Below are 26,603 nucleotides of genomic sequence, written 5' to 3'. Positions count from 1 at the left end.
CGCCATGCGCCGCGTCGTCATCACGGGCATGGGCATCATCTCGCCCATCGGCAATTCCACCGCCGAGGTCGAGGCGTCCCTGCGCGCCGGCCGCTCTGGCATCCGCTTCGAACCCGTCTATGCCGAAAACGGCTTCCGCAGCCAGGTCGCGGGCATCCCGCAGATCGATCTGGAAGCCTCGATCGACAAGCGTCAGCTGCGCTTTATGGGCGCGGGCGCGGCCTACAACTTCCTTGCCATGGAACAGGCCATCGCCGATGCCGGGCTTGAACCGGACGAGGTGTCGAACCCGCGCACCGGGCTGATCATGGGCTCGGGCGGGCCGTCGACCGCGAATTTCTTCGTGGCCCACAAGACCGTCAAGGAAAAGGGCAGCCCCAAGCGGATGGGCCCGTTCATGGTCACCCGCTGCATGTCCTCGACCAACTCGGCCTGTCTCGCCACGCCCTTCAAGATCAAGGGCGTGAACTACTCGATCACCTCGGCCTGCTCGACCTCGGCGCATTGCATCGGCAATGGCACCGAGCTGATCCAGATGGGCAAGCAGGACGTGGTCTTCGCGGGCGGCGGCGAAGAGGTCGACTGGACGCTGTCCTGCCTCTTCGACGCGATGAACGCGATGTCGTCGAAATACAACGACACCCCAGAAACCGCCTCGCGCCCGTTCGACGCGACCCGCGACGGCTTCGTGATCGCCGGCGGCGGCGGGGTCGTGGTGCTGGAAGAGCTGGAACACGCCAAGGCCCGGGGCGCCACGATCTATGCCGAAGTGACCGGCTACGGCGCAACCTCGGACGGCTACGACATGGTCGCCCCCTCGGGCGAGGGCGGTGTGCGCTCGATGAAGCTGGCCCTGGAAACTCTGCCCGAAGGCCGCCGGATCGACTACATCAACGCCCACGGCACCTCGACCGTCGCGGGCGACATCGTCGAGGTCAAGGGCGTGCGCGAGGTCTTCGGCGAAAGCGGCGCGCCGCCTATCGGCTCGACCAAGTCGCTGACCGGGCACAGCCTGGGCGCGACCGGCGTCCATGAGGCGATCTACTCGCTGATCATGATGCAGAAAGGGTTCATGGCGGCTTCGGCGAATGTCACCGAACTCGACCCCGAGATCCGGCCGGGCGAGATCGTGACCGAGCTGCGCGACGGTATCGAGATCGACAGCGTGCTGTCGAACAGTTTCGGGTTCGGCGGCACCAACGCGACCCTGGTGATGAGCAAATATCACGGATGATCTTCAATGCCTGAGTTGATGAAAGGAAAGCGCGGCCTCGTCATGGGCGTCGCCAATGACCGGTCGATTGCCTGGGGCATTGCCAAGGCGATGGCCGACGAGGGGGCGGAACTGGCCTTCTCGCATCAGGGCGAGGCTTTCGGCAAGCGGGTCGAGCCGCTGGCCGAAAGCGTGGGGTCGAGCTTTCTGGTCGATGTCGACGTCAACGACGACGCCTCGCTCGATGCCGCCTTCGGCCGGATCGCCGAGGAATGGGGCAGCCTCGACTTTCTGGTCCATGCCATCGCCTATTCCGACAAGACCGAGCTGACCGGCCGGTTCATCAACACCTCGCGCGAGAACTTCAGGAACTCGCTGACGATCTCGTGCTATTCGCTGATCGAGGTGGCGCGGCGCGCCCGGCCGCTGATGCCCGAGGGCGGCACCATCCTGACGCTGACCTATCAGGGCTCGAACCGGGTCACGCCCTTCTATAACGTCATGGGCGTCGCCAAGGCGGCGCTGGAATCGACCGTGCGCTATCTGGCCAACGATCTCGGCCCCGAAGGCATCCGCGTGAACGCGATCTCTCCGGGTCCGATGAAGACCCTGGCCGGGGCCGCGATCTCGGGCGGGCGCAAGACTTTCCGCCATACCGAAATGAACGCGCCGCTCGGCCGGAACGCGACGCTGGACTGCATCGGCGGCACCGCCGTCTATCTGGCCTCGGACATGGGGGCCTGCACGACCGGCGAGATCGTCACCGTCGACGGCGGCTATCACGTCCTCGGCATGCCGCGGTTCGAGAACATCTAACGACGCATAGCCCTCTCCCCCGCCTTCGGGGGCACGGACCCGGGCCAGGCCCGGGTCTTCGCGTTTCAAGGGCCGTTCAGCCGATCGAGACCAGTTCGATCTCGAAGGTCAGGTCCTTGCCCGCCAGCGGGTGGTTGCCGTCCAGCACCACGGCCTCTTCGGTCACTTCGGCCACGGTCACCGGCAGCACCTCGCCCTCGGAGGTCTGCACGTTCAGCCGGGTGCCAACCTCCAGCGGCACCGTGTCCGGCACCTGCGCGCGCGGGATCGCCTGGGTGGCATCGGGATTATGTGCGCCATAGGCCTCGGCGCAGGGTATCTCGACGGTTTTCCTGTCGCCCTCGGACATGCCCGGCAGCGCGGCGTCGAGGCCGGGGATGATCTGCCCCGATCCGACGGTGAATTCGAGAGGGTCGCGGCCCTCGGAGCTGTCAAAGGTAGAACCATCGGCCAGGGTGCCGGTGTAATGGATACGGACCTTGTCACCCGTTTGAACCTGGGTCATGCACGGTTCCTTTCAGTGAGGCGGGTGGATTTGCAGAGGCCGCGCGCATCGCGCGGGTACTCCCGACGTGGCATAAGCCTAGACATTCGGTCCCAGATGTAAACCCTGTCGCCCGGACAATCCCCTCCCGGCTCAGCGCGTCGGCATGATCAGCCCGGTCGCCGCGCCGGTCGGGTCAAGAACGATGGCGATGCGTCCGATCCCGGGCACGTCGAAAGGTTCGCGCAGGACCGAGCCGCCCCGGCTGCGGGTTTCCTCCAGCGCCTTGTCCAGACGGTCGACCGCGAAATAGCTGAACCAGTCCGCGGGCGCGGTCTCCATGCCCGGCAGCATAGCCATGTCCATGACCCCCGCCACCGGCTTAGCGCCGCAATGGGCGACATGGTAGACCCCCGCCCCCATCGGCATCGGCTGGAAATGCCAGCCGCAGACCGCCTTGTAGTATTTCAGCGCGCCCGGAACGTCATGGGTCAGCAATTCGGTCCACCAGACCTTGCCGTGATTTTGCGACATCGTCCCCTCCTGCGACTGCCGCCCCCAACCTAGCCGGATTCGTGCAACAGCGGCATGGCGTAACCTTCCACCCGTCACATCGCTGTGCCAATCTCGCCCCGCGAGGGAGGACAAGATGCCGATCACCACCTGTATTTTCGACGCCTACGGGACGCTTTTCGACGTGGCCGCCGCCGCCCGCCGGGCCGCGGCAGAGCCCGACCATGCCGCTCTGGCCGAGAGCTGGCCGACCCTGGCCGCCGCCTGGCGCGCCAGGCAGCTGCAATATACCTGGCTCCGGGCAATCACCGGGGCCCATGCCGATTTCGGGCAGGTCACCGGCGAGGCGCTCGACTGGGCGCTCGAGGCGCAGGGGCTGGCGGGCGACATGGGGCTGCGCGCCCGGCTGATGGCGCTGTATCGCGAGCTTGACGCCTATCCCGAGGTCCCCGCCATGCTCGAGGCGCTCAAGCGCGCGGGCAAGGCGACGGCGATTCTGTCGAACGGCTCGCCCGACATGCTGACCGACGCGGTCGAGGCGGCCGGTATCGGCGCCCTGCTCGACGACCTGCTTTCTGTCGAAAGCGTCGGCGTCTACAAGCCCCACCCCTCGGTCTACGATCTCGTGGGCCGGCGCTTCGGCTGCGACCGCTCCGAGGTTCTGTTCGTCTCGTCGAACGGCTGGGACGCGGGCGCAGCGGCGGGCTACGGCTTCGTCTCCGCATGGGTCAACCGCGCGGGCGACCCGGTCGACCGCCTGCCCTGGCGTCCAGCCCATGTGCTGACCGATCTTGCCGGAATTCCGCATCTGGCGGAGATGCTGGCATGATCCGGTTCGCGGCCGATGACGGCCGAATGCTGGCCTATGACGATTGCGGCAAAGGCACCGCGCTGCTTTGCCTCGCGGGGCTCACCCGCAACATGGACGATTTCGAACCGGTGGTCGACGCCTTCGCCGACCGCGCCCGGGTCATCCGGCTGGACACCCGCGGCCGCGGCGGGTCCGACCACGACCCGGATTTCATGAATTACAACCTGATCCGCGAGGGCCGCGACGCGCTGAACCTGCTGGACCATCTGGGGCTGCCGAAGGCCGCGATCCTCGGCACCTCGCGCGGCGGGCTGATCGCGATGATGCTGGCCGCCGGGCACAAGGACCGCCTGTCGGGCGTCTGCCTGAACGATATCGGCCCCCTGGTCGAACCGCGGGGTCTGGCCCATATCATGACCTATCTCGGCATTCCGCCGGACTATTCCGACTATGACGATGCCGCCCGGCGGCTTGAGGCCAGCATGAGCGACCGCTTTCCCGGCGTGACCCGCGAGCAGTGGCGCAGCTATGCCCGGCGGCTCTGGAAGCAATCCGACCACGGGCTGACGCTGCGCTACGACCCGGCGCTTCGCCATGCGGTGATGGAACAGTCGGCGACCGGCGCGCTACCCGACCTCTGGCCGCTTTTCGACGCGCTTCAGGGCCTGCCGCTGGCGCTGATCCGCGGCGTGCATTCCGACATCCTGTCGCCCGAGACCGCGGCCGAGATGTGCCGCCGCCGCCCTGACATGATCTATGCCGAGATCCCCGACCGCGGGCATACGCCCTTTCTTGACGAACCCGACGCGGTGGCCGCCATCGCGATCCTCCTGGAGCGCATTTCGAAATGTCCATCGACCTGATCGACGCCGCAGCCGCCCGCCTGGCCGGCAGGGCGCGGCGGACACCGCTTCTGTCCTCGCCCTTTCTCGACGACCTCGCGGGGCGGCGCGTTCTGGTCAAGGCCGAGTGCCTGCAGCACACCGGCAGCTTCAAGTTCCGGGGCGGCTGGTCGGCGCTCTCGGCACTGACACCAGAGGCCCGCGCGCGCGGCGTGATCGCCTTTTCCTCGGGCAACCATGCCCAGGGCGTGGCGCTGGCCGCGCGGATGCTGGGCGCGCCCGCCGTCATCGTGATGCCTTCGGACGCGCCCGGCCCCAAGATCGCCAATACCCGCGCGCTCGGGGCCGAGGTCGTGACCTATGACCGCGCCACGGGCGATCGCGACGCCATCGGCGCCGAGATCGCAGAGGCACGCGGCCTGACGCTGGTCCGCCCCTTCGACGACGCCCAGGTGATCGCGGGCCAGGGCACCTGCGGGCTTGAAATCGCGGCCCAGGCCACCGAGGCCGGGACCGACACCGCCGAGGTGCTGGTGCCCTGCGGCGGCGGCGGGCTGACCTCGGGCGTCGCGCTCGCGCTCGAGGCCCGGGCGCCGGGGCTGCGCGTCCGCCCGGTCGAGCCCGAGGGCTTCGACGATGCCACCCGCTCGCTGGTCTCCGGACGGATCGAGACCAACACCCGCCGCGCGGGCTCGCTGTGCGACGCGATCCAGACGCCTTCGCCGGGGGACCTGACCTTTCCCGTGATGTCCCGGCTTTGCGGCCCCGGGATCGTCGTCAGCGAGGACGAGGCACTGCGCGCGATGGCCGCGGCCTTCGAGCGGCTGAAGATCGTGCTGGAACCGGGTGGCGCGGTGGCTCTGGCGGCCGCGCTCTATCATCCCGAGCACGTCGCGGGCGACGCGGTCATCGCCATCGCCTCGGGCGGCAATGTCTCGGCAGAAACCTTCCGCATGGCGCTCGACCGCTACGGGGATGCGCCATGACGACTTTCACGATTGCAACATTCAACGTCCAGAACCTGATCGGCCCGGACCGGGAATATTATCGTTTTGAAAAATACAGTTCGGCCGAACATGCCTGGAAGCAGGACTGGCTGGCTGATCAGCTGACCCGGATGAATCCCGACATCGTGGGCTTTCAGGAGATCTTCGAGCCCGAGCCGCTGCAACAGGTGATCGCACTGGCCGATGCGCGCGGAGACCAGTCGAACGCGGCCGGGCAGCCGGGGGCCGAACCGGGACGGAAGGCGATCCACCGCAAGGAGCGCTATGACAGTTACGGCGAGACCGCGCTGGCCTTCGCCCCCAACATCGCCGATTCCGGCCCCGGCGAACGGCGGCCCGGCGTCGCGATCCTGTCGCGCTTCGGCTTTGCCGACCAGCCGCAGTCGATCCAGCTGCTCGATCCGCCCGTCGACGTGCCGTTCCATCATCTGGGCGGAGGCGACGCGGGCAGCTATCAGATCCGGCGGCTGACCCGTCCGATCCTCAAGGCCCGCATCCCGGTCGGCGATCATGTCGTCACCGTCTTCAACGCCCATCTGAAATCGCGGCTCGGGGAATTCGTGCGCCCCCATGGCGCGCGATTCTCGCCCGAAATCGACCTCTTGAACTACGACCCGGCGGGCCGGGCGATGGGCGCGCTCCGCTCGGGTCTGCGGCGGATGTCCGAGGCCTGGGTGCTGCGGCGCCTCGTGCTGGACGAACTTGCGCTCGACCGGCCGGTGATCGTTCTGGGCGACCTGAACGACGACGACCGGTCGGCCACCCATGAAATCATCTGCGGCGAACGGCCCCTGCCCGATTACAGCTGGATGCGACGGCCAAACCCGCACGGCCCCGACGACCGCTATACGAAAGCCGAGTCCGACCAGATCCGCGAGGCCATCGACCGCGTCCGCCTGCAGGCCGCGGCGCAGCTTTTCATGCGCCAGAGCCTGCGTGACATGATCTATACCGCCTCCTTCGCCGGAGTCTATCAGGCGCTCGACGCGATCCTGCTGTCGCGCCATTTCGACCCGGACCGGGTCGACCGGATTGGCGAGATGATCCATTTCGGCGCCTATAACGACCATATCACCGACGGCGCCGACCCCCAGTCGCCCGCCGCCCGCATCGTTTCGGACCATGGCCAGGTTATGGCCCATATCCGGCTGCGCTGATTGACGCATCTGGCGCGCTCGGCCATCCTGCGCCGCGAAGATCAGGGAGGACACCCCGCATGAAGATCGCCGATCTGGGCGACGTGGCGCTGCATTTCCGCGAAGATGGCGATCCCGACGGCCTGCCCGTGGTCTTTTCCAATCCGCTGGGCTGCGACCTGCGGGTCTGGGACGCGGTGGTGGCGCTGCTGCCGCCCGGGCTGTGCGCGATCCGCTACGACATGCGCGGCCACGGCCTGTCCTCCTGTCCGCCGGGCCCCTATGCGATGGGCGCCCTGGTGCGCGACGCCGAACGGCTGCTCGAATTTCTGGGGGTTCGCGATTGCGTCTTCGTCGGCCTGTCGATCGGCGGGATGATTGCCCAGGGATTGGCGGTCAAGCGGCTCGATCAGGTCCGCGCGATGGTGCTGTCGAACACCGCCGCCAAGATCGGGACGCCCGCGATCTGGCAGGACCGCATGGCGACGGTGCGCGCGGGCGGGATCGAGGCGCTGGCCGATGGCACGATGGAGCGATGGTTCTCGCGCCCCTTCCGCCAAAGCCCCGACTGCGCGATCTGGCGCAACATGCTGACCCGCCAGCCGGTCGAAGGCTATCTGGGCTGCTGCGCCGCAATCTCGGGCACCGATTTCTACACGCCGACGGCCAGCCTGACCCTGCCGACCCTTGCCATCGCCGGCAGCGAGGACGGCTCGACCCCGCCCGATCTGGTGCGGGAAACGGCAGCCCTGATCAAGGGCGCCCAGTTTCATCTGATCCGCGGCGCAGGCCATCTGCCCTGCGTCGATAAACCCGGCGATTATGCCGATGTCCTGACCACCTTCCTGAAAGACATCGGCCATGTTCCGGACTGAATCGGCACAGAGACAATGGTGAAATTCAAACCTCGCGCACTCGAAACAGGCCAAATTCTCGCGCCTGGAGAGCCCGGAAGTATCAAATTCGCACACCTGGCGCAGACCGGCCCGCATGACTGAGTTTCTACTGATCCACGGCTCCTGCCACGGGGCCTGGTGCTGGCGCGACGTGCTGCCCGCGCTTCACCATGCGGGGGCAAAGGCCCGGGCCATCGACCTGCCCTCGCATGGCACCGACCCGACGCCGCTGGCCGATGTCACGCTCGATCTTTATGCCGAAGCGATCCTTGGTGCCATCGACGAACCGGTGATCCTTGTCGGCCATTCGATGGCGGGTTTCCCGATTTCGGCCGCCGCCGAGAAGGCGCCCTGGAAGATCCGGGCGCTGGTCTATGTCTGCGCCTATGCCCCGGTCGCGGGCCTCTCGCTGGTCGACATGCGCCGCGCCGCGCCGCGTCAGCCGCTGCTCGACGCTATCGTCAAATCCAAGGACGGGGTTTCGTTCAGCTTCGATCCAGAGAAGGTGCGCGACAAGCTCTTTCACGATTGCTCGGACGAGGCCGTGGCCTTCGCCAAGGCCCGGCTCGGGCCTCAGCCGATCCTACCCCAGGCCACGCCGATCACGCTTGGCAATCGCTATCGCTCTGTTCCCAAACGCTATATCCGTTGCCTGCAGGACCGCGCCATTCCCGCCGAATATCAGGCGACCATGACCGCGGACTGGCCTGCGGACCGGATCGATACGCTGGACTGTTCGCATTCGCCCTTCCTGGCGGCCCCCGAGGCTCTGGCGGGCCTTCTGTTGCGCGCCGCCGGATGACCCGTCCCTGTATCCTCTGCGCAGCGATCACCGGCTCGGTCGCGCGGAAGGAAGACAATCCGGCGGTGCCGATCACCGTGGCCGAGCAGGTCGAAAGCCTGCAGGACTGCTTCGAGGCCGGTGCCGCCATCGCCCATTGCCATGTCCGGAACGACGACCACAGCCCAAGCGCCGACCCCGAGAAATTCGCCCGCCTGATGGAGGGCATCCGCAAGCACTGTCCCGGCATGATCGTGCAGGTCTCGACCGGTGGCCGGTCGGGCGTCGGCGCGGTCCGGGGCGGAATGCTGCCGCTCTGCCCCGACATGGCTTCGCTGGCGGTCGGGTCCAACAATTTTCCGACACGGGTTTACGAGAATCCGCCCGATCTGGTCGACTGGCTGACCTCGGAAATGCAGAAATACGATGTGAAGCCCGAAATCGAGGCCTTCGACCTCAGCCATATCTTTCAAGCGGTGACGATGGCCCGGGACGGCCGCCTGAAGGCACCGCTTTACGTACAGTTCGTGATGGGCGTGAAGAACGCGATGCCCGCCGACCGGCCGAGTTTCGAATTCTATGTCCAGACGCTGAAGCGCATCGCCCCCGATGCCGAATGGTGCGGCGCGGGGATCGGACGGCACCAGATCGAGGTCAATGAGTGGTCCATCGCGCTCGGCGGCCATACCCGCACCGGGCTCGAGGACAATGTCCGGCTCGACCGCGACAGGCTGGCGCCCTCGAACGCCGCCTTGGTGCGGCGCGCGGCGGAGCTTTGCGCGCGGTACGAACGCCCGGTGGCCAGCCCCGCCGAAGCCCGCGCGATCCTCACACTGGCACCCGCCCCCGCGAACGGGGTTTGAACCGGACCGGCGGCCGGGATATGCGAAGGGGGTTCTGTCCTGCGGAAGGCCCGCCATGACCCAGCCCTCGCCTCGTCTTCCGATCGTCTTCATCCTGGTGACGCTGGTGCTGGACGCCATCGGGATCGGGCTGATCCTGCCGGTGATGCCGGATCTGATCCGCGACGTCGAGGGCGCCACGAGCCTCGGGCAGGCGGCGGTCTGGGGCGGGGTCCTGTCCACCGCCTTTGCGGTCATGCAGTTCCTCTGCGGCCCGACCGTCGGCAGTCTCTCGGACCGGTTCGGACGCCGCCCGGTGCTGCTGATCTCGCTGGCGACGATGGCGCTCGACTACGTGGTGATGGCAGTCGCGGGCTCGATCTGGCTGTTGCTGGCCGCGCGGGTCGTGGGCGGCGTCACCGCCTCGACCCAGGCCACCGCCAGCGCCTTTCTGGCCGACATCTCGAAACCCGAGGAGAAGGCCGCGCGCTTCGGCATGGTCGGCGCTTCTTTCGGGATCGGCTTCGTGATCGGCCCGCTCATTGGCGGGTACTTGGGCGAGCTGGGCCCGCGCGCGCCGTTCTGGGCTGCGGCGGGGCTGGCCACGCTGAACCTGATCTTCGGCGCGCTGGTGCTGCCCGAAACCGTCACCGACCGCATCCGCCGCCCCTTCGACTGGCGGCGCGCCAACCCGCTGGGAGCCTTCCGCGCCGTCGGCCGCCTGCCCGGGGTCCGGCCGCTTTTGCTGCTGTTTTTCCTCTATGAATTCGCGATGTTCATCTATCCCGCGATCTGGGCCTATTTCACCCAGTACCGCTTTGGCTGGAGCGCGGGCACCATCGGCATCTCGCTGGCGATGTTCGGGATCGGGGTTGCCATCGTGCAGGGCGGCCTGATCCGCGTCGTGCTGCGCGTGATGGGCGAGAGGATCGCGGTCTGGTACGGGCTTGGCTACAATTTCGTGGCCTTCCTGGCGATCGGCCTGATCGGCAACGGCACCGCCGTCCTGATCCTGACCCCGATGATCGCGCTGGGTGCGGTGGTGACGCCCGCGCTGCTGGGGATGATGTCGAAGGCGGCCGACGACAACCAGCAGGGCGAATTGCAGGGCATGGTCAGTTCGCTCCGGTCGGTCTCGATGATCGCCTCGCCGCTTGTCATGACCCAGACCTTCTTCCTGTTCAGCCGCCCCGACGCACCGCTGCACCTGCCCGGCGCGCCCTTCGTGCTGGCGGCCGGCGTGATGATCGTCTGCGCCGCCGTCTTCGCGGCACGGCGCGGCGCCGCCCGCGGGGCCGAGGCCTGACCCGTCGCTTCCGCCACGGCCCGGTCCAGGGTCGGGTCTGCGCGTATTGACAGGGTCGAAACCATGCGAAAGGTATCCCGGACCGGCGGGAGAAACGCGCCCGACAGCGACCGGAGTGCAATTTGAGACGAATTCGGCAAGGGATCTGCGCCCTGGGCGCCCTTCTTCTGGCCGCGGCTCCGGCCGGGGCCGACCAGCCTCTGCCGGTGGAGATCCTCCGCGTCGGCGCTGAATCCGCCGAAACCACCTACACCCTTACCGGCACCATCGAGGCCGTGGACGACTACCCGGCCTCGTTCCGGGATGGCGGACGCATCGTCGAAGTGGCGGTCGAAGCGGGCGACGAGCTGGACCGGAACGACGTGATCGCGCGGGTAGACGCCACTGCAGCCGAAGCCCGGCTGCGTTCGGCCGCGGCGGCGCTGCGTTCGGCCGAGGCGGCGCTGGTGCAGGCCCGGCAGGCCCGCGACCGGGCGACGCGCTTGCTGGACGAGGGCAATACCACGCAATCCGACCTCGATGCCGCGGTGCAGGACTATCTTTCGGCCCGGTCCGACCGGGACGCGGCCAGGGCCCGACGCGCCGTGGCGACCCGCGCCGCCGAAGACACCGTGCTGCGCGCCATCGAGCCCGCGATCGTGACTCACCGCTCGGCCGAGCCGGGTCAGGTCATGGCCGCCGGGCAGACGGTGGTGACGCTGGCCAATCGCGGCCCGCGCGAGGCGGTGTTCCAGGTCCCAGACATCCCCGAACTCGGCGCCTTTCTTGGCAGCCCCGTGCGGCTGGTCCCGCTGGAGGGCGGCCCCGGCACCAGCGCGCCGGTCAGCGAGCTTGCGCCGGTCGTGGGCAGCAATGGAACGGTCGAGACCAAGGTCCGCATCGACGGCGAGGCCGCGCGCCTCTTTGCCATCGGCCAGCCTGTCGTGGGCATCGTCACCCTGGCCCGCCAGACGGCGATCACGGTGCCCTGGACGGCGCTGACCGCGACGGCCGACGGCCCTGCCGTCTGGACCGTCGACGCCGCCGACAGCCGGGTCCGGCTCGCCCCGGTCGAGATCGGCGCCTATACCGACCGCGGCATCCGCATTGCCGCGGGCCTGGCCGAGGGCGACGCCGTGGTCGGCGCGGGGTCCCAGTACCTTTTCCCCGGGCGCGAGGTTCGCCCGCTTGGGGGGGACGAATGATCCGCCTGCTTGCCCTTGCCCTGGCGACGCTGCCCGCGACCGCCCACTCGGCCAGCCCGGCCTGCGGCGGCGATCCGGCCGCCGGGCGCCCCGTGGTCTCGGAGACGGTCAGCGCTGATCCGACCCGAAAGCGGGTCTTCGCCGGTGTCGTCGCCGCCACCCACAGCACCGATCTGGCCTTCCAGACCATCGGTCGCGTCGCCCGGATCGAGGTCGATCCCGGCGACCGGGTCGCGGGCGGCGACGTGCTGGCGACGCTGGATCGGGTGAGCCTGCAGGAAGACGTCGCCTCGGCCCGCGCAGCACTGAGCGCGGCCCTTGCCGAGGCCGCCTTTGCCCGCCAAAGCTTCGAGCGCGTGAACACCCTGGCCGAGCGCGGGATCGCGCCCCGCGCCCAGCTGGAAGAGGCCGAGGCCGCGCGCGATGCGACCCAGGCCCAGGCCGAGGCCGCCCAGGCCGATCTGGCGCGGGCGCGCGACGCGCTGGGCCATGGCACGCTGGTCGCCCCGAATGACGGGATCGTGCTCTCGACCGAGGTCGAGGAAGGTACGGTGGTCGCCGCCGGCACCCCGATCCTGACCCTTGCCGATCTGAAGGGCCGCGAGGCGGTGATCGACGTGCCGACCGAATTCCTGCAGGTTCTGCCGCAAGATGCGCAGTTCGAGGTCGTGGTCCATGCCGAATTCGCCAATCCCCGCAAGGCGCGGCTGCGGCTGGTCGAACCGGTCATCGGCGACAATATCCGCACCCGGCGGCTCCGCCTGACGATCACTGAAGGCGATTCCGATTTCCGCATCGGCAGCCTCGTGTCCGCCACGCTGGCCCGCCTTGATTTGCCGGTGATGACCCTGCCCGCGACCGCGCTGACCGGGACCGAGACCGACCCGGCCGTCTGGCGCGTGCTGCCCCCCGACCGCCGGGTCGAACGCGTGGGCATCAAAACCGGGCGGCGGCTTGCGGACCGGATCGAGATCACCGAAGGCCTGTCGGTCGGGGACGAGATCGTGACCAAGGGCGCGGCCTGCCTGCGGGACGGGCTGGCCGTCGGCCCCCGGGTGGCGCCATGAGCCTGCGCCCGCGCTTCAACCTGTCGGACTGGGCGCTCGGGCACCGCTCGCTGGTCTGGTTCCTGATGCTGGTCTCGCTGGTCGCGGGCACACTGGCCTATCTGTCGATGGGCCGCGAAGAGGACCCCTCCTTCGCGATCAAGGTCATGGTGGTCTCGGCCGCCCTGCCCGGCGCCACCGCCGAGGAAACGGTGACCCAGGTCACCGACCGGATCGAGAAGAAGCTGCAGGAAATCGACGCGCTCAAGTTCACCCGTTCGGTCACCTATCCCGGCCGGTCTGTCGTCTATGTCGAACTGCGTGATGCCACCCGCGCCGAGGAGGTCGATGCGACCTGGCTCCGGGTCCGCAACATGATGTCGGATATCCGGGGCGAGTTTCCCTCGGAATTCGCGGGCTTTTCCTTCAACGACGATTTCGGCGACGTGTTCGGCAGCATCTATGCCTTCGTCGCCGACGGCTTCACCCCCCGCGAGCTGGAAGACCGGGTCGAAGACATCCGGTCCGAGATCCTGCGGCTCGACCAGACCGGCAAGGTCGAGCTGGTGGGCGTGCGCGCGCCCGAAATCCATATCGAGTTTTCCAACCGCCGCCTGGCCGCGCTCGGGCTCGACCGCGAGGCGGTGCTGGACACGCTGGCGCAGGAAAACGCCATCGTGCCCTCGGGCACGATCCGTACCGAGGCCGAACGGATCCTGATCCGGGTCACAGGCCAATACGCCTCGGCCGAGGATCTGGCGGCGACCCCGCTCAGGACTGGCGATGTCTTCTATTCGCTGGCCGATGTCGCCGACGTGACCGCGGGCTATGCCGACCCGCCGACCGAGCTTTTCCGCTTTAACGGGCACGAGGGCATCGCGCTTCTGGTGGGCATGCGCGAGGGCGGCAACATCCTGCAGTTCGGCACCGAGCTCGAAGCGTTGATGAACGGGGTCGCCCAGCGGCTTCCGGTCGGGATCGAGGTTCACAAGGTCGCCGACCAGCCCAAGGTCGTCGAGGAGTCGGTTGGCCATTTTACCCGGGCACTGGCCGAAGCGGTGCTGATCGTGCTGGCCGTCAGCTTCATCTCGCTCGGGCTTCGGGCGGGGATGGTGGTGACGCTGTCGATCCCGCTGGTGCTGGCCATGACCTTCGTGCTGCTCGACGTGATGGGGATCACGCTGCAACGGGTGTCGCTTGGCGCGCTGATCATCGCGCTGGGTCTGCTGGTCGATGACGCGATGATCGCCATCGAGACGATGATCTCGCGGCTCGAAATCGGCGAGAGCCTGACGAAGGCCGCCTCCTATGCCTGGACCTCGATCGCCTTTCCGATGCTGACCGGTACGCTGGTCACCGCCGCGGGCTTCATCCCCATCGCCTTCAATTCCAGCCAGGCGGGCGAATACACCCGGTCGCTGTTCTACGTCATCGCGATCTCGCTCTTGCTCAGCTGGATCGTCGCCGTTCTGTTCGCGCCGATCCTGGGCGTGACCTTCCTGCCAAAGAAGCTGCGCCATGCCCATCGCGCGGCGGGCCGCGTGCGCCGGGCCTTCCGCACGGTCCTGCTGAAGGCCATGCGGTTCCGCTGGACGACGATCCTGCTGACCTCAGCGCTTTTCGCGGCCTCGGTCGTCGGGCTCGGGCATGTCGAAAAACAGTTCTTTCCGACCTCCGAGCGGCCCGAGATCATCGTCGAGGTCACGCTGCGCCAGAACGGCGCCTTTGCCGCCACAGATGCCGCAATGGCCGATTTCGAGGCCTGGCTCGGCCAGCAGGACGAGGCGAGCTATTCGACCGCCTATGTCGGCCGCGGCGTCCCGCGCTTCGTGCTGACCCTCGACCAGCCGACCGCCAGCGAGAATATCGGCCAGTTGATGGTGATGACGCCGGGGCTCGAGGCCCGCGACCGGCTGCGCGACAAGATCGCGGCCTACGACCGGGCCCATCCCGAGGCCGATTTCTACACCCGCCTGATCGAGCTGGGACCGCCCGTCGGCAAGCCGGTCCAGTACCGCCTGTCCGGCCCCGAGATCGAGCCCCTGCGCGACCGGGCCCGCGATCTAGCTGCGCTGCTGGATGCCGATCCGCGGCTGACCTCGATCAGCCTGAACTGGTCGGAACCGGCCCGCGTGGTGCGGGTGATCCTCGATCAGGCGCGGCTGCGCCAGCTTGGTCTGACCCAGTCCGACGTGGCCCAGACGCTGTACGGTCTGTTCGAGGGCGCGGGCGTGACCGAACTGCGCGACGGCCGCAAGCTGGTCGATGTGCTGGCACGCGGCGTGGCAGCCGACCGCTCCACCATCGCCGCGCTCGAGACCCTGCAATTCGGCAATGCCGCGGGCGACCCGATCCCGCTTTTGTCGATCGCGCGACTGGAATGGACCACCGAACAGCCCGAGATCCATCAACGCGACCGGGTGCCGACGATTACCGTGGGCGCGGCGATCCGCGGCGCCGAGCAACCCGCCACCATCGTGGCCGACCTCACGCCCCGGATCGCGGCCTTCGCGGACGGCCTGCCGCCCGAGTACCGCGTCGCGCTGGGCGGGTCCGAGGAATCCAGCGCCGAAAGCCAGGCCCCGATCCTCGATGTGGTGCCGGTGATGGTGCTGAGCATCCTGACGCTGGTCATGATCCAGATGCAAAGCTTCCGGCTGCTGTTCGTGGTGCTGGCGGTGGCCCCGCTGGGGCTGATCGGAGTGGTCGCGGCGCTTCTGCCCTCAGGCGCGCCGCTGGGCTTTGTCGCGCTGCTGGGGGTTCTGGCCCTCGTCGGCATCCTGATCCGCAATGCGGTGATCCTGATCCATGAGGTCGAGGTGCTGATCCGGGCCGGGCAAAGCCCCTGGGAGGCTGTCTATGGCGCCTCGGACAGCCGCGCCCGGCCGATCCTGCTGACCGCCGCCGCGGCCAGCCTCGCGCTGATCCCGATCGCGCGCGAGGTGTTCTGGGGGCCGATGGCCTTCGCGATGATGGGCGGCATCATCGCCGGGACCGGCATCACCCTGCTGTTCGCCCCGGCACTGTATTGCGTGGTCTTCCGGGTTCGCCCGCCGGCTCCCACCGCCTCTGCCCCGAAGGCCGGGACCGGCGACTGAGCTCGCGACGGCCCGGGCAAACCGCCCTCACGTATGATTCGCAGCGGACCGGAAGACCGCCAGACGCGGGCTTTCCGGTGGGTATACCCTCGTCCACGAAGCGCGCTGCTGCGCCGGAACGGCTGCGGGACGGCCGATTGGCATCGATGGCGGGACCGATCCGGCCCATGTCGTCAGGCCGGCCAAGGCGCATCAAATCGCCCCTCTGCCGCAGCAGACCGGAACATCTGAAAACAATTTCACAGTGCGGGATAACAATCGCACCTGACGGCAATTTTATACCGCAGGCGCACAAATCCCGCAAATCACACATCCGAAACACGGGAATTGCACTCAGCGCATGGCGGCCATGCCAGCATCCACCCTTGCCGTCGGACGCGGCAGTCTGTCCAAGAGATCGGAACCGTGGGATCCTCCGACCGCCCAGGGCCGGAACTCCCGCCTGAACGCCAGCACTTCCCCGCTCCGCACCGGACGTCCGGGACGGGGAGCTCGAGGAGGAGGAGCCCATGACCATCGCCCAGACCATTGCATCGAGGATCGGCGACCCGACGCTGCGCAACCGCGTGATGAGCGCGGAGGACGCCGCGGCCCTGATCGCGCCCGGATCGACCATCGGGATGAGTGGCTTCACAGGGTCGGGCTACCCCAAGTCGGTGCCGCTGGCGCTGGCCGCCCGGATCGAAGCCGAACATGCCGCCGGCAACCCGTTCCAGGTCAAGGTCTGGACCGGCGCCTCGACCGGGCCCGAGCTTGACGGCGCTCTGGCCAAGGCCGGGGGGATCGAGTTCCGCCTGCCCTACAACTCGGACCCCATCGCCCGCGAAAAGATCAACGCGGGCGAGATGAACTATTTCGACATGCACCTGAGTCAGGTCGCGCCGATGGCATGGCAGGGCTTCCTCGGCAAGCTCGACACCGCCATCGTCGAGGTTTCGGGCATCACCTCGGATGGCCAGCTCATTCCGTCCTCCTCGATCGGCAACAACAAGACCTGGCTCGACCAGGCCGAGAAGGTCATCCTCGAGGTCAACCACTGGCAAAGCGAAGCGCTGCGCGGGATGCATGACATCTACTACGGCACCGCGCTGCCGCCGCATCGCCGCCCGATCCCGCTGTCGAGCCCCAACGACCGCATCGGCCAGCCCTATTTCCGCTGCGATCCGAAGAAGATCGTCGCCATCGTCGAAACCGACGCGCCGGACCGCAACGCGCCCTTCAAGGCCCCCGACGAGGTGGCGCAGTCGATTGCCGGGCATCTGCTCGACTTCTTCCTGCACGAGGTCTCGAAGGGCCGCCTGCCGCCGCAGCTTCTGCCGCTGCAGTCGGGCGTGGGCAACGTCGCCAACGCGGTGCTGACCGGGCTGATGAATTCGCCCTTCGAGAACATGACCGCCTATACCGAGGTCATTCAGGACGGCATGCTGGAACTGCTCGACGCGGGCAAGCTGCGCAGCGCCTCGGCCACCTCCCTGTCGCTGAGCCCCACCGCTGCGGAATGGTTCAACGACCATGCCTACCGGTTCCGCGACAAGCTGATCCTGCGGCCGCAGGAAATCTCGAACCACCCCGAAATCGTCCGCCGCCTCGGCTGCATCGCCATGAACGGGCTGATCGAGGCCGACATCTACGGCGCCGTCAACTCGACCCATGTCATGGGCTCGCGGATCCAGAACGGCATCGGCGGCTCGGGCGATTTCGCGCGCAACGCCTATGTCTCGGTCTTCATGACCCCTTCGACCGCGAAGAACGGCAAGATCTCGGCCATCGTGCCGAAGGTCGCCCATGTCGATCACATTGCCCAGGACGTGCAGATCCTCGTGACCGAACAGGGGCTTGCGGACCTGCGCGGCCTCGCGCCCAAGCAGCGCGCGGCGCTGATCATCGAGAATTGCGCCCATCCCGATTTCCGCCCGGCGCTGCGCGATTACTACAAGCGCGCGATGGAAGGCTCTTACGGCAAGCACGCGCCGCATCTTCTGGACGAGGCGCTGTCCTGGCACCTGCGCTTCGTCAAGACCGGCTCGATGCAGGCCGAATAGGCCGGGCCGTCCCGCGCCATCTCTGGCGGGCGCGCGTCCCCGCGCCCGCCCTTTTCCAGCCGCCTGTCGAGGCTTGGCCGACTGCACCCGGCAAGCGTCGCCCGAATCTGCTGCATTCCGATCTTCATCGCCTCTGCAGTGGCCCGTGCGCGGGCACGCTTGCGAACGCGTGGGCCGCGCGGTCCGGACAGGTCGGCACGCCGTGTCACAAGAAAAAGCCCCGTCCGGGGGGAGGCCGGGCGGGGCAGGCTACACCCCGGTGTCCAGCCGGGGCGCGGGAGTATCCGACCGGACCCGGGGCAAGGATCGGGTCCGGGGTCGCCGCACCGGCCAAGAGGGTCGGAACGGGCGATGTCAGGGCCCGGAGCCTTCCTCCTTCCGGGACGGGACTTGCCCGAAAGAAGAAGGGGCGTGGGCCGCGACCGGACGCCGAAGGGTGGGAGCGTCCGGTCGCCTGTCACGACCGGCCGTCAGGCCGGCCGATCCGCGCGGTTGCCGAGGGTGACGGAGACATCCATCGACTTGCCCGCGCGCAACACGTTCAGCGACACATCGGTGCCGGGCGCGTCGGTCGCGATGAAACGCGTCAGATCGCGCGGCCCGGTCACCTCCTGGCCGTCCACCGCCAGCACGATGTCGCCCTTCTTCAGCCCCGCCTTCGCGGCCGGGCTGTCGGCGGTCACGTCAACGATCATGGTGCCGTGCGGGCTGTCGAAGCCCAGCGCCGCGGCGACCTCCTCGCTGACCTGGCCGATCTGCACGCCAAGGAAGCCGCGATCGACCTGACCGCCTTTCTCAAGGTCGGCCACGACCGATTTGGCCATGTCCGAGGGCACGGCAAAGCCGATGCCGACGGACCCCCCGGTGGGCGACAGGATCGCGGTGTTGATGCCGACGACCTCGCCCTCTTCATTGAAGAGCGGCCCGCCCGAATTGCCCTTGTTGATGGCGGCATCGGTCTGGATGAAGTTGTCGAAGGGTCCCGAATTGATGTCGCGGCCCAGCGCCGAGACGATGCCGCTGGTGACGGTCTGGCCCAGACCGAACGGGTTGCCCATCGCGACAACCGGCTGACCGACCTTCAGCGCATCGGAGGATCCGAAATCGACATGGGGCAGGTTCTGGCCGTCGATCGAGACCAGCGCGATGTCCGAGGCCGTGTCGGCGCCCAGCACCTTGCCGTCGAAGCTGCGGCCATCGGACAGGGTCACGGTCACGCTGTCGGCGCCGTCGACCACATGGGCGTTGGTCACGATCTTGCCGTCCTGAGACACGATGAAACCGGTGCCGACGCCCTTCAGACGCGGCGCCTCGCCCTGCGGGCCTTGCGGATAGCCGGGCATCGGCAGGCCGAAGCGGCGGGCGAATTCCTCCATCGGAAAGCCGTCGGGGAACTGGAAGGTCTGCAGCTGGGCCTGCGGCGCGGCCTTCTCGACCTCGATGGTCACGACGGCGGGCGCGACCCGCGCCACCAGATCGACATACCCGCCTGCGGGCGCCGTCGCGGCATTGGCCGCCGGCACCGCATGGTCGAGCCCGATCCCCGCCGTCGCCCCGAGGAGCGCGGCGAGCGCCACGGCCGAGACGGCATTGCGCTTTGCTTTGTTCGACATGTCCTTGGTCTCCTGAACTGGGGCATCTTGCCGGCCGGAACGCCGGTTGCAGGACCAAGATGGCGCCCCCGGATTGCGGTCACATCCCCGCGCCGATTACATTCCTGCAATCGCTCTCACGTGCCGGTGACGGGGCCGAAACCCGGGCGCGGAGGCGGTTGAACGCGGCCCGCGCGGCGCCATAGTGAGGGCCAGTCGCGTAAAGGATCGAGGGTCGGAGGCCGTTCGCCATGAAACTGCTCGTCGTCGAGGACGATCCCACCACCGCCCAGTTCATCGCCCGCGGGCTGGGCGAGGAGGGCCACTCGGTCGATTGCCTGGACAATGGCCGCGACGCTCTGGCCCGGGCGCTGGCCACCGCCTATGACGTGATGGTGGTCGACCGGATGCTGCCCGAACTGGACGGGCTGTCGCTGGTGCGCGCGCTCCGCGCCGCCCATGTCACCACGCCCGCGATCTTCCTGACCTCGATGAGCGGGGTCGACGACCGCATCGACGGGCTGAGGGCGGGGGGCGACGACTATCTGGTCAAGCCCTTCGCCTTCGGCGAGCTTTCCGCCCGGATCGAGGCCCTGGGGCGCCGCCCGCCGATGCAGGAGACCGAAACCGTGCTGAAGGCGGCCGATCTGGAGATGGATCTGGTCCGCCGCACCGTCACCCGGGCGGGCCGAAAGATCGATCTGCTGCCCCGCGAATTCGCGCTTCTGGAACATCTGCTGCGCCACAAGGGCCGGGTGCAGACCCGCACCATGCTGCTGGAATCGGTCTGGGACATCAATTTCGACCCCCAGACCAACGTGGTCGAAACCCATATCAGCCGGCTCCGCGCCAAGGTCGACAGGCCCTTCGACAAGGAACTGATCACCACCGTGCGCGGCGCGGGCTACCGGATCGGCGACTGAGATGGGGCCCCGCGCCGCCTCGCTCAGGCACCTTATGCGCTCGACCCCGGTCCGGCAGGCGCTGGCGCTGGTCGCGGTGGTGGCGCTTGCGAACCTTCTGTCGCTGGGCGGGGCCTATCTGACGCTTCGCGCCGATCTGGCCCGGTCGATCCGGGCCGATCTCGACGCGGAACTGGCCAGCTTCGATCTGAGTGCCACGCCCGCCGCCCTGTCAGCCATCGTGCGGGCACGGGCGCGGGCGGCCGATCCGGCCAAGACGGTCACGGTCTTTCTGGCGGCCGACGGGCGGCAGGTGGGCAATGCCCGCGCCACGCTTGACGGCGGCGACATCCATCTGAGTCCGGGCGACCAGCCGCTGGGGGCTGCGGGCTACCTGCACGAAGTGCGGCCGCTGTCGGGCGGGCTCCTGATCGTGGCCGAAAGCCTCGCCCCCATCGCCGAGCTGCGCCGCACTTTCCTGTCGCTTCTGGCCTTCAGCCTCGGCCCGACGGTGCTGATTTCACTGGGCGTCGGCGTGCTGATCGCCCGGCGCACCGCGCGCCGGGTGGATGGCATCGAAGAGACGCTCGACCGGCTGTCGGCGGGCGATCTCAGCGCCCGGCTTCCGCCCGACCCGCTCCCGGCCGACGACCTGTCGCGGATCGGCGCCGGAGTGAACCGGCTGGCCGCCCGCCAGGAAGCCGCGACCGAGGCGCTGCGCCAGGTGACCGCCGACATCGCCCATGACTTGCGCACGCCCCTGCAGCGGATCTCGGTGCTGATCCAGGACCTGCGCGCGCGGCTGCCCGACGAGGGTGATCCGGCCGAGCTTGCCGACCGCGCCAGTGCCGAGGTCGACCGCGCCGTGTCGGTGTTCCGCGCCATGCTGGAAATCGCCCAGATCGAGGGCGGTCAGGCCTCGGCCCGGTTCCAGCCCTTCGATCTGGGGCTCACCGTCCGGCAGGTGGTCGAGCTGTACCAGCCCTCGGTCGAGGATGCCGGGCACCGGCTGAGCCTGTCCTGCCCCGAAACCGGCCCGACCGTCCGGGGCGAGCCGAACCTGATCGCGCAGGCGCTGGCCAATCTGGTCGAGAACGCGCTTCGTCACACGCCCGAGGGCAGCCGGATCGACATTGCCGTCACGGCCGATCCACCGGGCCTGATCGTCGCCGATGACGGCCCCGGCGTGCCCGAAGGGGAACGCGACAAGGTGCTGCGCCGCCTCTACCGGCTGGAACGAAGCCGCACCACGCCGGGCCACGGGCTCGGCCTGTCGCTGGTCGCGGCCATCGCGAGCCTGCATGGCGCGCGCCTGACGCTGGAGGACAACGCGCCGGGCCTGCGGGTCCGGCTTGCCTTTCCGCAGTCCGAAGGCCGCGTCAGAGAAAACTCAGACCCAGCGCAATGATGATCCCGCTGACCACCAGCTGCACCACGCAGAACCCCATGATGTCCTTGGCGTTCAGCCCGGCGATGGCGAGGATCGGCAAGGCCCAGAAGGGTTGCACCATGTTGGTCCAGGCATCGCCCCAGGCCACTGCCATCGCGACGCGCGCCTGGTCGACGCCCAGCGCCTCGGCCGCGGGCAGCATCACCGGCGCCTGCACCACCCATTGCCCGCCGCCGGAGGGCACGAAGAAATTGACGATGCCCGCGCTGATGAAGCTCCAGAACGGAAGGCTTTCGGCGCTGGCGAACGAGGTCAGCCCGTCCGAGATCGAGACCGCCAGCCCCGACCCCGCCATGATCGCCATGATCCCGGAATAGAACGGGAACTGGATGACAATGCCAGCGCCGCTCTTGACCCCTTCGGCCAGCGCATCCAGCAGCCGCCGGGGCGTGCCGTGCAAGAGGATCGCGACGAAGAGAAAGAGGAAGTTGATGTAGTTCAGCGTCAGCCCGCCGCCGTCCAGCAGGTCGATCACCAGCCAGGCCAGCCCCGCGCCGCCGATGATCCAAGACAGGATCGGCGAATTCTCGATCCGGTCCGAGGGCCGGTGGGTCGGCCCGCCGCCGAATTCGGGCTCTTCCAGCTTCGCCGGATCGACGATCATCTCATGCCCGGGTTTGGGCAGCATCAGCCAGTTGACCAGCGGCACGGTAATGAAAAGCGCCGCGACGATGATCAGGTTGAAGGCCGCGAAAATGGTCTCGGAGGTGCCGATGATCCCGATCTGGTCCTCGAAGGTATGGCCGGGCGTCGCGATCGCCAACGGGATCGAGCCCGCCAGCCCGCCATGCCAGACCAGAAAGCCCGAATAAGCCGAGGCGACCAGCAGCCGGTAATCGACCGCGACCCGGCGGGCGACGGCCTTGGCCAGCAGCGCGCCCACCACCAGACCGAAGCCCCAGTTGATCCAGCTGGCCAGCAGCGAGACCAGCGTGACCAGCAAGATCGCGCGGGCCGGCCCGCGGGCGGTGTCGGCCAGACGGTTCAGAAGCCCGCGCACCGCCGGCGTCGAGGCCATCATGTAGCCCGTTACCAGCACCAGCAGCATCTGCATCGAGAAGGACAAAAGCGTCCAGAAGCCGTCGCCCCACATCTCGATCACCGCGACCGGCGAGCGGCCCTCGAACAGCACCGCTGCCGCCATCACGACGATGGTCAGGATGATCACGAAAACATAGGGGTCCGGCAGGTAACGCTCGAACACGCGCACCAGCGGCCTTGCCACAACCGAAAGCATATCCACTCCTCCCCGAAGACTTTGGCCAGAGCCTAGCCCGCGGAGAGGACAGTTAAACCTCTGATCTTGCGCCCTGCCCCAACGTCAGGGTGCAAGAGCGGCGCTCACGCCCCAACCTGACGGCGCGCCGCCTCGGCCTCGAGGTCGAGATGCCCGCGCAGGCCCTCTGGCAACGCCAGATGGCGCGCCAGATCGTCGAGATAGCGTCGTTCGTCGGGCGTGTCGGGATCGACGGCCAGGGCCGAGGCCAGGTACAGCTCGGCCCGCTGGGCATCGGTCCGCGCCGGGCGCGCGGCCTCGGCCGGATCGGCGGGCGCGGCAAAACTGTCGAACAGGGCGGCCTTTTCCTCGGCGCCGAGGCCCAGCGCCTCGATCCGGTCGCGGATGCGGCCGTGTTCCTCGGGGTCGATATGGCCGTCGGATTTCGCCGCAAGGATCATCGCGCGCAGCACCGCCAGCCGGAAATCCTGCCCGGCGCTGTCGCGCTCCTGAGCCATGTCGAAGCCGCTATCGGCGGGCGGCGGCGGCAGGTGCAGCGGATCGGCCTCGGTGCCCGAAGGACGGTTCTGCTGCCAGTCGCGCCAGGCCTTGTAAGCCAGCCCGCCGACCGCGGCCATGCCGCCATAGGTCAGCGCCTTGCCGCCCAGCTTGCGGGCCTTCTTGCTGCCCAGCAGCAGCGCCACCAGCCCGCCCGCGGCAGCACCGCCCGCAAGGCCGCCCGGCAGCGTCGAGCCGCCCTGCCCCGGGTTCTGCCTCCGCCCCTGCCCCGAGCCCAGCGCCTCCTGCAGCAGCCGTTCGATATTCATGGCGCCTCTCCCTTTCGCGTGATCCAGGCAGAGCTATGGACCGGCCCGCCGCCCTTCAAGGCAACCGGCCCCACGCGTTCTGAACTTCCCGCGAGCGGCAGGTCAGCCCGAGCGCCGGCGCCTCAGCGCCAATAGGCAACGGCGGAGAAACGCCCGCGCGGCAGGCCGCGTGCGGTCAGCCGGCGCCGCGCCTCGCGCGAGACCTCGTCGCGGGCGGCAAACCAGACGAAGCCGCCCGGCCCCGGATCGGCCGCATCGAGCGCCTCCAGAAGATCGTCGGTGCGGGTCACGCGCCGGTCGGCGCCCAGCGCCGCCAGATCCTCGGGCGCGGCCGTGACCCAAGCCCGGGCCGGGACTCCGGTGATCCTCAGGATCCGCAGGATGGCGGGCAGCGCGGTCTCGTCGCCAAATAGCAGCAGCGGATCGCCCTCGGGCAACCAGCCGCCACCTGGCCCCATGACCCCGACCGGCGCCCCCGGAACGACGCCCCGCGCCCAGTCGCAGGTGGGGCTGCCCGGATGGTCGAAGATGTCGATATCGACCCGGTCTGGCCCCAAGTCGGAGACCGTGTAGACTGGCCGGTGCAACGCGTCCGCGCCGCTCGGCCAGTCGACCCGCGCGCTGGCACCGATCCGGGGCCAGACCGGCGCCCGCCCGCCGGGCGGGACCAGCAGCCGGACATGCAGCCCGCCCGTGCCGAAACGCGCGGCATCGGCAAGCCGCACCCGCAGCCGCAGGAAACCGGGCGAGATGCGCCTGCACCAGACGGCTTGCCCGATCGACAGCCCCGGGGCCAGCGCGCCGGTGGCGACATCCTCCCAGCGGATCGCGATGGAGTGCCCGGCCAGCAGCTCCGTCAGGCTGTCCTGAACGCCGCGCAGGCAGGCCGCGTCGGGGGCGACGATCTCCAGACCCAGATCCGCGCCCTCGCGCCGCGCAGAGACCCGCGCCCGGAAAAGCTCCAGCACCAGCCCTTGGGCGCTTTCGGTCAGGGGCCTCTCCCAGTCCCTGGCCAGTGCGCGCAGCGCCTCCAGCGCCGCCTCTGCCCCGTCCGCCACCCGTCCCCGGGTGCGGAGCCTGTCGATGATCCCCACGTCCTGTCCCTCGCGCGTCGTTTCCGAGTCTTTTTATCGACTATTCCGACGTCGCGGGCAAACAGGCGCTGAAAGAAGACGGACTGGCGAGCCGAAGCCGCAGGGTCAGTAGCTGAAATCCGCGTAAATCCGGCTCAGATCGCCGTTCCAGTCGCCGTGATAATGGTCGAGCAGCTCATCGGCCGGGGTCTTGCCGGTCTCGACGCTGTCTTCCAGCGCATGCAGGAAATGGCGCTCGTCCTGGACCATGCCGCCCAGCCCCGGCCGCGCGCGGGCCTTGAGCCCGCCCCGGGCGATGTCGACCACCTGCCGGGCAAGGCCCAGCATCTTCACGCCATTCACCTCGGCATCGAGCCCGTCGGTGGCGGCGGCGACGCGCCAGGCCTCGCGGGTCTCGGCATCCCAGTCCTTGACCAGATCCCAGGCGGCATCGAGCGCGCCCTGATCGTAGGTCAGCCCGACCCAAAGCGCGGGCAGCGCGCACAGCCGGCGCCACGGCCCGCCATCGGCGCCGCGCATTTCGATGAATTTCTTCATCCGCGCCTCGGGGAAGATCGTGGTCAGGTGATCGGCCCAGTCCGACAGCGTCGGCACCTCGCCCGGCAGCGCGGGCAGCCGACCGGCCATGAAATCGCGGAAGGACTGGCCCAGCGCGTCGATATAGCGGCCGTCGCGATAGACGAAATACATCGGCACATCGAGGGCATAGTCGACATAGCGCTCGAAGCCGAACCCGTCCTCGAAGACGAAGGGCAGCATGCCAGTGCGAGCGGCATCCAGATCGCGCCAGACCCGGCTGCGCCAGGATTTCATGCCATTGGGCTTGCCGTCGAGGAAGGGCGAATTGGCGAAAAGCGCGGTCGCGACAGGCTGCAGCGCCAGCGCCACGCGCAGCTTCTGCACCATGTCGGCCTCGGAGCCGAAGTCGAGGTTTACCTGAACCGTGCAGGTCCGGTACATCATCGTCTTGCCCATGGTCCCGACCCGGTCCATGTAATCGGTCATCAGCCGGTAACGCCCCTTGGGCATCATCGGCATGTCCTCATGGCTCCAGACCGGAGCGGCGCCGAGCCCGATGAAGCCGACGCCGATCTCGTCGGCGACGCCCTTCACCTCGCGCAGATGCTCTGTGACCTCGTCGCAGGTCTGGTGGATGGTCTCGAGCGGCGCACCCGACAGTTCCAGCTGGCCGCCCGGCTCGAGGCTGACATTGGCCCCGTCCTTCTGCAGCCCGATAAGGTTCTCGCCTTCCATCACCGGCGCCCAGCCATGGCGGTCGCGCAGCCCTTCCAGCACCGCCTTGACCGAGCGCGGTCCGTCATAGGGGATGGGCTTCAGCGCATCCTTGCAATAGCCGAATTTCTCGTGCTCGGTGCCGATCCGCCAGTCGGCCTTGGGCTTGCAGCCCGAAGCCAGGTATTCGGCCAGTTGCGCATGGGATTCGATCGGGCCGCCGCCTGACTGGGGAATGGACATGGGCCAGCGGCCTCCAGATTGTTCGCTCG

23 protein-coding genes are annotated in these 26,603 nt (G+C 68.4%); 16 read left to right on the top strand and 7 right to left on the bottom strand.

Annotated features, from left to right (window positions below; genetic code table 11):
• Window positions 1-4: 4 nt before the first annotated feature.
• Window positions 5-1,234: a beta-ketoacyl-ACP synthase I gene (gene fabB / locus BYZ73_RS12470; protein ID WP_112316203.1), complete on the top strand. Its 1,230-nt coding sequence runs from the start codon at window positions 5-7 to the stop codon at window positions 1,232-1,234.
• Between the two features lie 6 nt (window positions 1,235-1,240).
• Window positions 1,241-2,029: an enoyl-ACP reductase FabI gene (locus BYZ73_RS12465; RefSeq protein ID WP_108023800.1), complete on the top strand. Its 789-nt coding sequence runs from the start codon at window positions 1,241-1,243 to the stop codon at window positions 2,027-2,029.
• Between the two features lie 76 nt (window positions 2,030-2,105).
• Here the strand turns inward: BYZ73_RS12465 and BYZ73_RS12460 are convergent, their stop codons facing one another.
• Together BYZ73_RS12460 and BYZ73_RS12455 are read right to left on the bottom strand one after the other, a co-directional pair.
• Entirely contained in the window at window positions 2,106-2,534 is a 429-nt protein-coding gene (locus BYZ73_RS12460) for an FKBP-type peptidyl-prolyl cis-trans isomerase (RefSeq protein WP_108023802.1), read from the bottom strand.
• A gap of 132 nt (window positions 2,535-2,666) precedes the next feature.
• Window positions 2,667-3,047, bottom strand: a complete 381-nt coding sequence (locus BYZ73_RS12455) for a VOC family protein (protein ID WP_108023804.1) — start codon at window positions 3,045-3,047, stop codon at window positions 2,667-2,669.
• A gap of 115 nt (window positions 3,048-3,162) precedes the next feature.
• Between BYZ73_RS12455 and BYZ73_RS12450 the strand changes: the two genes are divergently transcribed.
• The 12 genes from BYZ73_RS12450 (at window position 3,163) to scpC (ending at window position 18,017) form a co-directional block, all read left to right on the top strand.
• Window positions 3,163-3,855, top strand: a complete 693-nt coding sequence (locus BYZ73_RS12450) for a haloacid dehalogenase type II (protein ID WP_112316202.1) — start codon at window positions 3,163-3,165, stop codon at window positions 3,853-3,855.
• The gene (locus BYZ73_RS12445) at window positions 3,852-4,700 is read left to right on the top strand and encodes an alpha/beta fold hydrolase (protein ID WP_112316201.1); all 849 of its coding nucleotides are present in this window, start codon (window positions 3,852-3,854) and stop codon (window positions 4,698-4,700) included. The genes BYZ73_RS12450 and BYZ73_RS12445 overlap by 4 nt, the downstream gene beginning before the upstream one ends.
• Window positions 4,685-5,665, top strand: a complete 981-nt coding sequence (locus BYZ73_RS12440) for a threonine ammonia-lyase (protein WP_112316200.1) — start codon at window positions 4,685-4,687, stop codon at window positions 5,663-5,665. Before BYZ73_RS12445 ends, BYZ73_RS12440 begins: the two co-directional genes overlap by 16 nt.
• Entirely contained in the window at window positions 5,662-6,843 is a 1,182-nt protein-coding gene (locus BYZ73_RS12435; RefSeq protein ID WP_112316199.1) for an endonuclease/exonuclease/phosphatase family protein, read from the top strand. The genes BYZ73_RS12440 and BYZ73_RS12435 overlap by 4 nt, the downstream gene beginning before the upstream one ends.
• A gap of 59 nt (window positions 6,844-6,902) precedes the next feature.
• Window positions 6,903-7,697 carry a 3-oxoadipate enol-lactonase gene (gene pcaD / locus BYZ73_RS12430; RefSeq protein WP_112316198.1) on the top strand — a complete coding sequence of 265 codons (795 nt, stop codon included), beginning with the start codon at window positions 6,903-6,905 and terminating at the stop codon, window positions 7,695-7,697.
• A gap of 115 nt (window positions 7,698-7,812) precedes the next feature.
• Window positions 7,813-8,520, top strand: a complete 708-nt coding sequence (locus BYZ73_RS12425) for an alpha/beta fold hydrolase (RefSeq protein WP_112316197.1) — start codon at window positions 7,813-7,815, stop codon at window positions 8,518-8,520.
• Complete coding sequence (locus tag BYZ73_RS12420) at window positions 8,517-9,362, top strand: 3-oxoadipate:acetyl-CoA acetyltransferase (RefSeq protein WP_112316196.1); 846 nt, start codon at window positions 8,517-8,519, stop codon at window positions 9,360-9,362. Before BYZ73_RS12425 ends, BYZ73_RS12420 begins: the two co-directional genes overlap by 4 nt.
• Window positions 9,363-9,417: 55 nt before the next feature.
• Window positions 9,418-10,647 carry a TCR/Tet family MFS transporter gene (locus tag BYZ73_RS12415; RefSeq protein WP_112316195.1) on the top strand — a complete coding sequence of 410 codons (1,230 nt, stop codon included), beginning with the start codon at window positions 9,418-9,420 and terminating at the stop codon, window positions 10,645-10,647.
• A gap of 206 nt (window positions 10,648-10,853) precedes the next feature.
• Window positions 10,854-11,831, top strand: coding sequence for an efflux RND transporter periplasmic adaptor subunit (locus BYZ73_RS12410; RefSeq protein ID WP_181498045.1), 978 nt, complete (start codon window positions 10,854-10,856; stop codon window positions 11,829-11,831).
• A complete protein-coding gene (locus BYZ73_RS12405) occupies window positions 11,828-12,898 on the top strand; it encodes an efflux RND transporter periplasmic adaptor subunit (RefSeq protein WP_112316193.1) in 1,071 nt (356 codons plus the stop codon). Before BYZ73_RS12410 ends, BYZ73_RS12405 begins: the two co-directional genes overlap by 4 nt.
• Window positions 12,895-15,975 carry an efflux RND transporter permease subunit gene (locus tag BYZ73_RS12400; RefSeq protein ID WP_112316192.1) on the top strand — a complete coding sequence of 1,027 codons (3,081 nt, stop codon included), beginning with the start codon at window positions 12,895-12,897 and terminating at the stop codon, window positions 15,973-15,975. Before BYZ73_RS12405 ends, BYZ73_RS12400 begins: the two co-directional genes overlap by 4 nt.
• Window positions 15,976-16,484: 509 nt before the next feature.
• Window positions 16,485-18,017: a succinyl-CoA:acetate CoA-transferase ScpC gene (gene scpC, locus BYZ73_RS12395; RefSeq protein WP_108023828.1), complete on the top strand. Its 1,533-nt coding sequence runs from the start codon at window positions 16,485-16,487 to the stop codon at window positions 18,015-18,017.
• A 470-nt stretch (window positions 18,018-18,487) separates the two neighbouring features.
• Here the strand turns inward: scpC and BYZ73_RS12390 are convergent, their stop codons facing one another.
• Window positions 18,488-19,630 carry a Do family serine endopeptidase gene (locus BYZ73_RS12390; protein WP_108023830.1) on the bottom strand — a complete coding sequence of 381 codons (1,143 nt, stop codon included), beginning with the start codon at window positions 19,628-19,630 and terminating at the stop codon, window positions 18,488-18,490.
• A 230-nt stretch (window positions 19,631-19,860) separates the two neighbouring features.
• Here BYZ73_RS12390 and BYZ73_RS12385 point away from each other — a divergent pair, with 230 nt between their 5' ends.
• Window positions 19,861-20,532: a winged helix-turn-helix domain-containing protein gene (locus tag BYZ73_RS12385; protein ID WP_108023832.1), complete on the top strand. Its 672-nt coding sequence runs from the start codon at window positions 19,861-19,863 to the stop codon at window positions 20,530-20,532.
• Between the two features lie 34 nt (window positions 20,533-20,566).
• A complete protein-coding gene (locus BYZ73_RS12380) occupies window positions 20,567-21,919 on the top strand; it encodes a HAMP domain-containing sensor histidine kinase (protein WP_181498044.1) in 1,353 nt (450 codons plus the stop codon).
• Here BYZ73_RS12380 and BYZ73_RS12375 read toward each other — a convergent pair.
• From BYZ73_RS12375 to BYZ73_RS12360, 4 genes are all read right to left on the bottom strand, one after another.
• Entirely contained in the window at window positions 21,891-23,198 is a 1,308-nt protein-coding gene (locus tag BYZ73_RS12375; RefSeq protein ID WP_112316190.1) for a short-chain fatty acid transporter, read from the bottom strand. The genes BYZ73_RS12380 and BYZ73_RS12375 overlap by 29 nt on opposite strands.
• Before the next feature lie 104 nt (window positions 23,199-23,302).
• Window positions 23,303-24,004, bottom strand: coding sequence for a tellurite resistance TerB family protein (locus BYZ73_RS12370; RefSeq protein ID WP_112316189.1), 702 nt, complete (start codon window positions 24,002-24,004; stop codon window positions 23,303-23,305).
• A gap of 122 nt (window positions 24,005-24,126) precedes the next feature.
• Window positions 24,127-25,098: a siderophore-interacting protein gene (locus BYZ73_RS12365; protein WP_112316188.1), complete on the bottom strand. Its 972-nt coding sequence runs from the start codon at window positions 25,096-25,098 to the stop codon at window positions 24,127-24,129.
• 105 nt (window positions 25,099-25,203) lie between these two features.
• Window positions 25,204-26,574, bottom strand: a complete 1,371-nt coding sequence (locus BYZ73_RS12360) for a glutamate--cysteine ligase (RefSeq protein ID WP_108023843.1) — start codon at window positions 26,572-26,574, stop codon at window positions 25,204-25,206.
• Window positions 26,575-26,603 lie beyond the last annotated feature (29 nt).

The organism is Rhodovulum viride (genome assembly GCF_003265965.1).
Lineage (GTDB): Bacteria > Pseudomonadota > Alphaproteobacteria > Rhodobacterales > Rhodobacteraceae > Rhodovulum > Rhodovulum kholense.
The sequence above is the reverse complement of the archived record's forward strand: the minus strand, read 5'-3'. Positions and strand labels throughout refer to the sequence as shown.

Coding starts and splice junctions, on each gene's coding strand:
- fabB (WP_112316203.1), top strand. CDS start 5: ATGCGCCGCGTCGTCATCACGGGCATGGGCATCATCTCGCCCATCGGC.
- BYZ73_RS12465 (WP_108023800.1), top strand. CDS start 1,241: ATGCCTGAGTTGATGAAAGGAAAGCGCGGCCTCGTCATGGGCGTCGCC.
- BYZ73_RS12460 (WP_108023802.1), bottom strand. CDS start 2,534: ATGACCCAGGTTCAAACGGGTGACAAGGTCCGTATCCATTACACCGGC.
- BYZ73_RS12455 (WP_108023804.1), bottom strand. CDS start 3,047: ATGTCGCAAAATCACGGCAAGGTCTGGTGGACCGAATTGCTGACCCAT.
- BYZ73_RS12450 (WP_112316202.1), top strand. CDS start 3,163: ATGCCGATCACCACCTGTATTTTCGACGCCTACGGGACGCTTTTCGAC.
- BYZ73_RS12445 (WP_112316201.1), top strand. CDS start 3,852: ATGATCCGGTTCGCGGCCGATGACGGCCGAATGCTGGCCTATGACGAT.
- BYZ73_RS12440 (WP_112316200.1), top strand. CDS start 4,685: ATGTCCATCGACCTGATCGACGCCGCAGCCGCCCGCCTGGCCGGCAGG.
- BYZ73_RS12435 (WP_112316199.1), top strand. CDS start 5,662: ATGACGACTTTCACGATTGCAACATTCAACGTCCAGAACCTGATCGGC.
- pcaD (WP_112316198.1), top strand. CDS start 6,903: ATGAAGATCGCCGATCTGGGCGACGTGGCGCTGCATTTCCGCGAAGAT.
- BYZ73_RS12425 (WP_112316197.1), top strand. CDS start 7,813: ATGACTGAGTTTCTACTGATCCACGGCTCCTGCCACGGGGCCTGGTGC.
- BYZ73_RS12420 (WP_112316196.1), top strand. CDS start 8,517: ATGACCCGTCCCTGTATCCTCTGCGCAGCGATCACCGGCTCGGTCGCG.
- BYZ73_RS12415 (WP_112316195.1), top strand. CDS start 9,418: ATGACCCAGCCCTCGCCTCGTCTTCCGATCGTCTTCATCCTGGTGACG.
- BYZ73_RS12405 (WP_112316193.1), top strand. CDS start 11,828: ATGATCCGCCTGCTTGCCCTTGCCCTGGCGACGCTGCCCGCGACCGCC.
- BYZ73_RS12400 (WP_112316192.1), top strand. CDS start 12,895: ATGAGCCTGCGCCCGCGCTTCAACCTGTCGGACTGGGCGCTCGGGCAC.
- scpC (WP_108023828.1), top strand. CDS start 16,485: ATGACCATCGCCCAGACCATTGCATCGAGGATCGGCGACCCGACGCTG.
- BYZ73_RS12390 (WP_108023830.1), bottom strand. CDS start 19,630: ATGTCGAACAAAGCAAAGCGCAATGCCGTCTCGGCCGTGGCGCTCGCC.
- BYZ73_RS12385 (WP_108023832.1), top strand. CDS start 19,861: ATGAAACTGCTCGTCGTCGAGGACGATCCCACCACCGCCCAGTTCATC.
- BYZ73_RS12380 (WP_181498044.1), top strand. CDS start 20,567: ATGCGCTCGACCCCGGTCCGGCAGGCGCTGGCGCTGGTCGCGGTGGTG.
- BYZ73_RS12375 (WP_112316190.1), bottom strand. CDS start 23,198: ATGCTTTCGGTTGTGGCAAGGCCGCTGGTGCGCGTGTTCGAGCGTTAC.
- BYZ73_RS12370 (WP_112316189.1), bottom strand. CDS start 24,004: ATGAATATCGAACGGCTGCTGCAGGAGGCGCTGGGCTCGGGGCAGGGG.
- BYZ73_RS12360 (WP_108023843.1), bottom strand. CDS start 26,574: ATGTCCATTCCCCAGTCAGGCGGCGGCCCGATCGAATCCCATGCGCAA.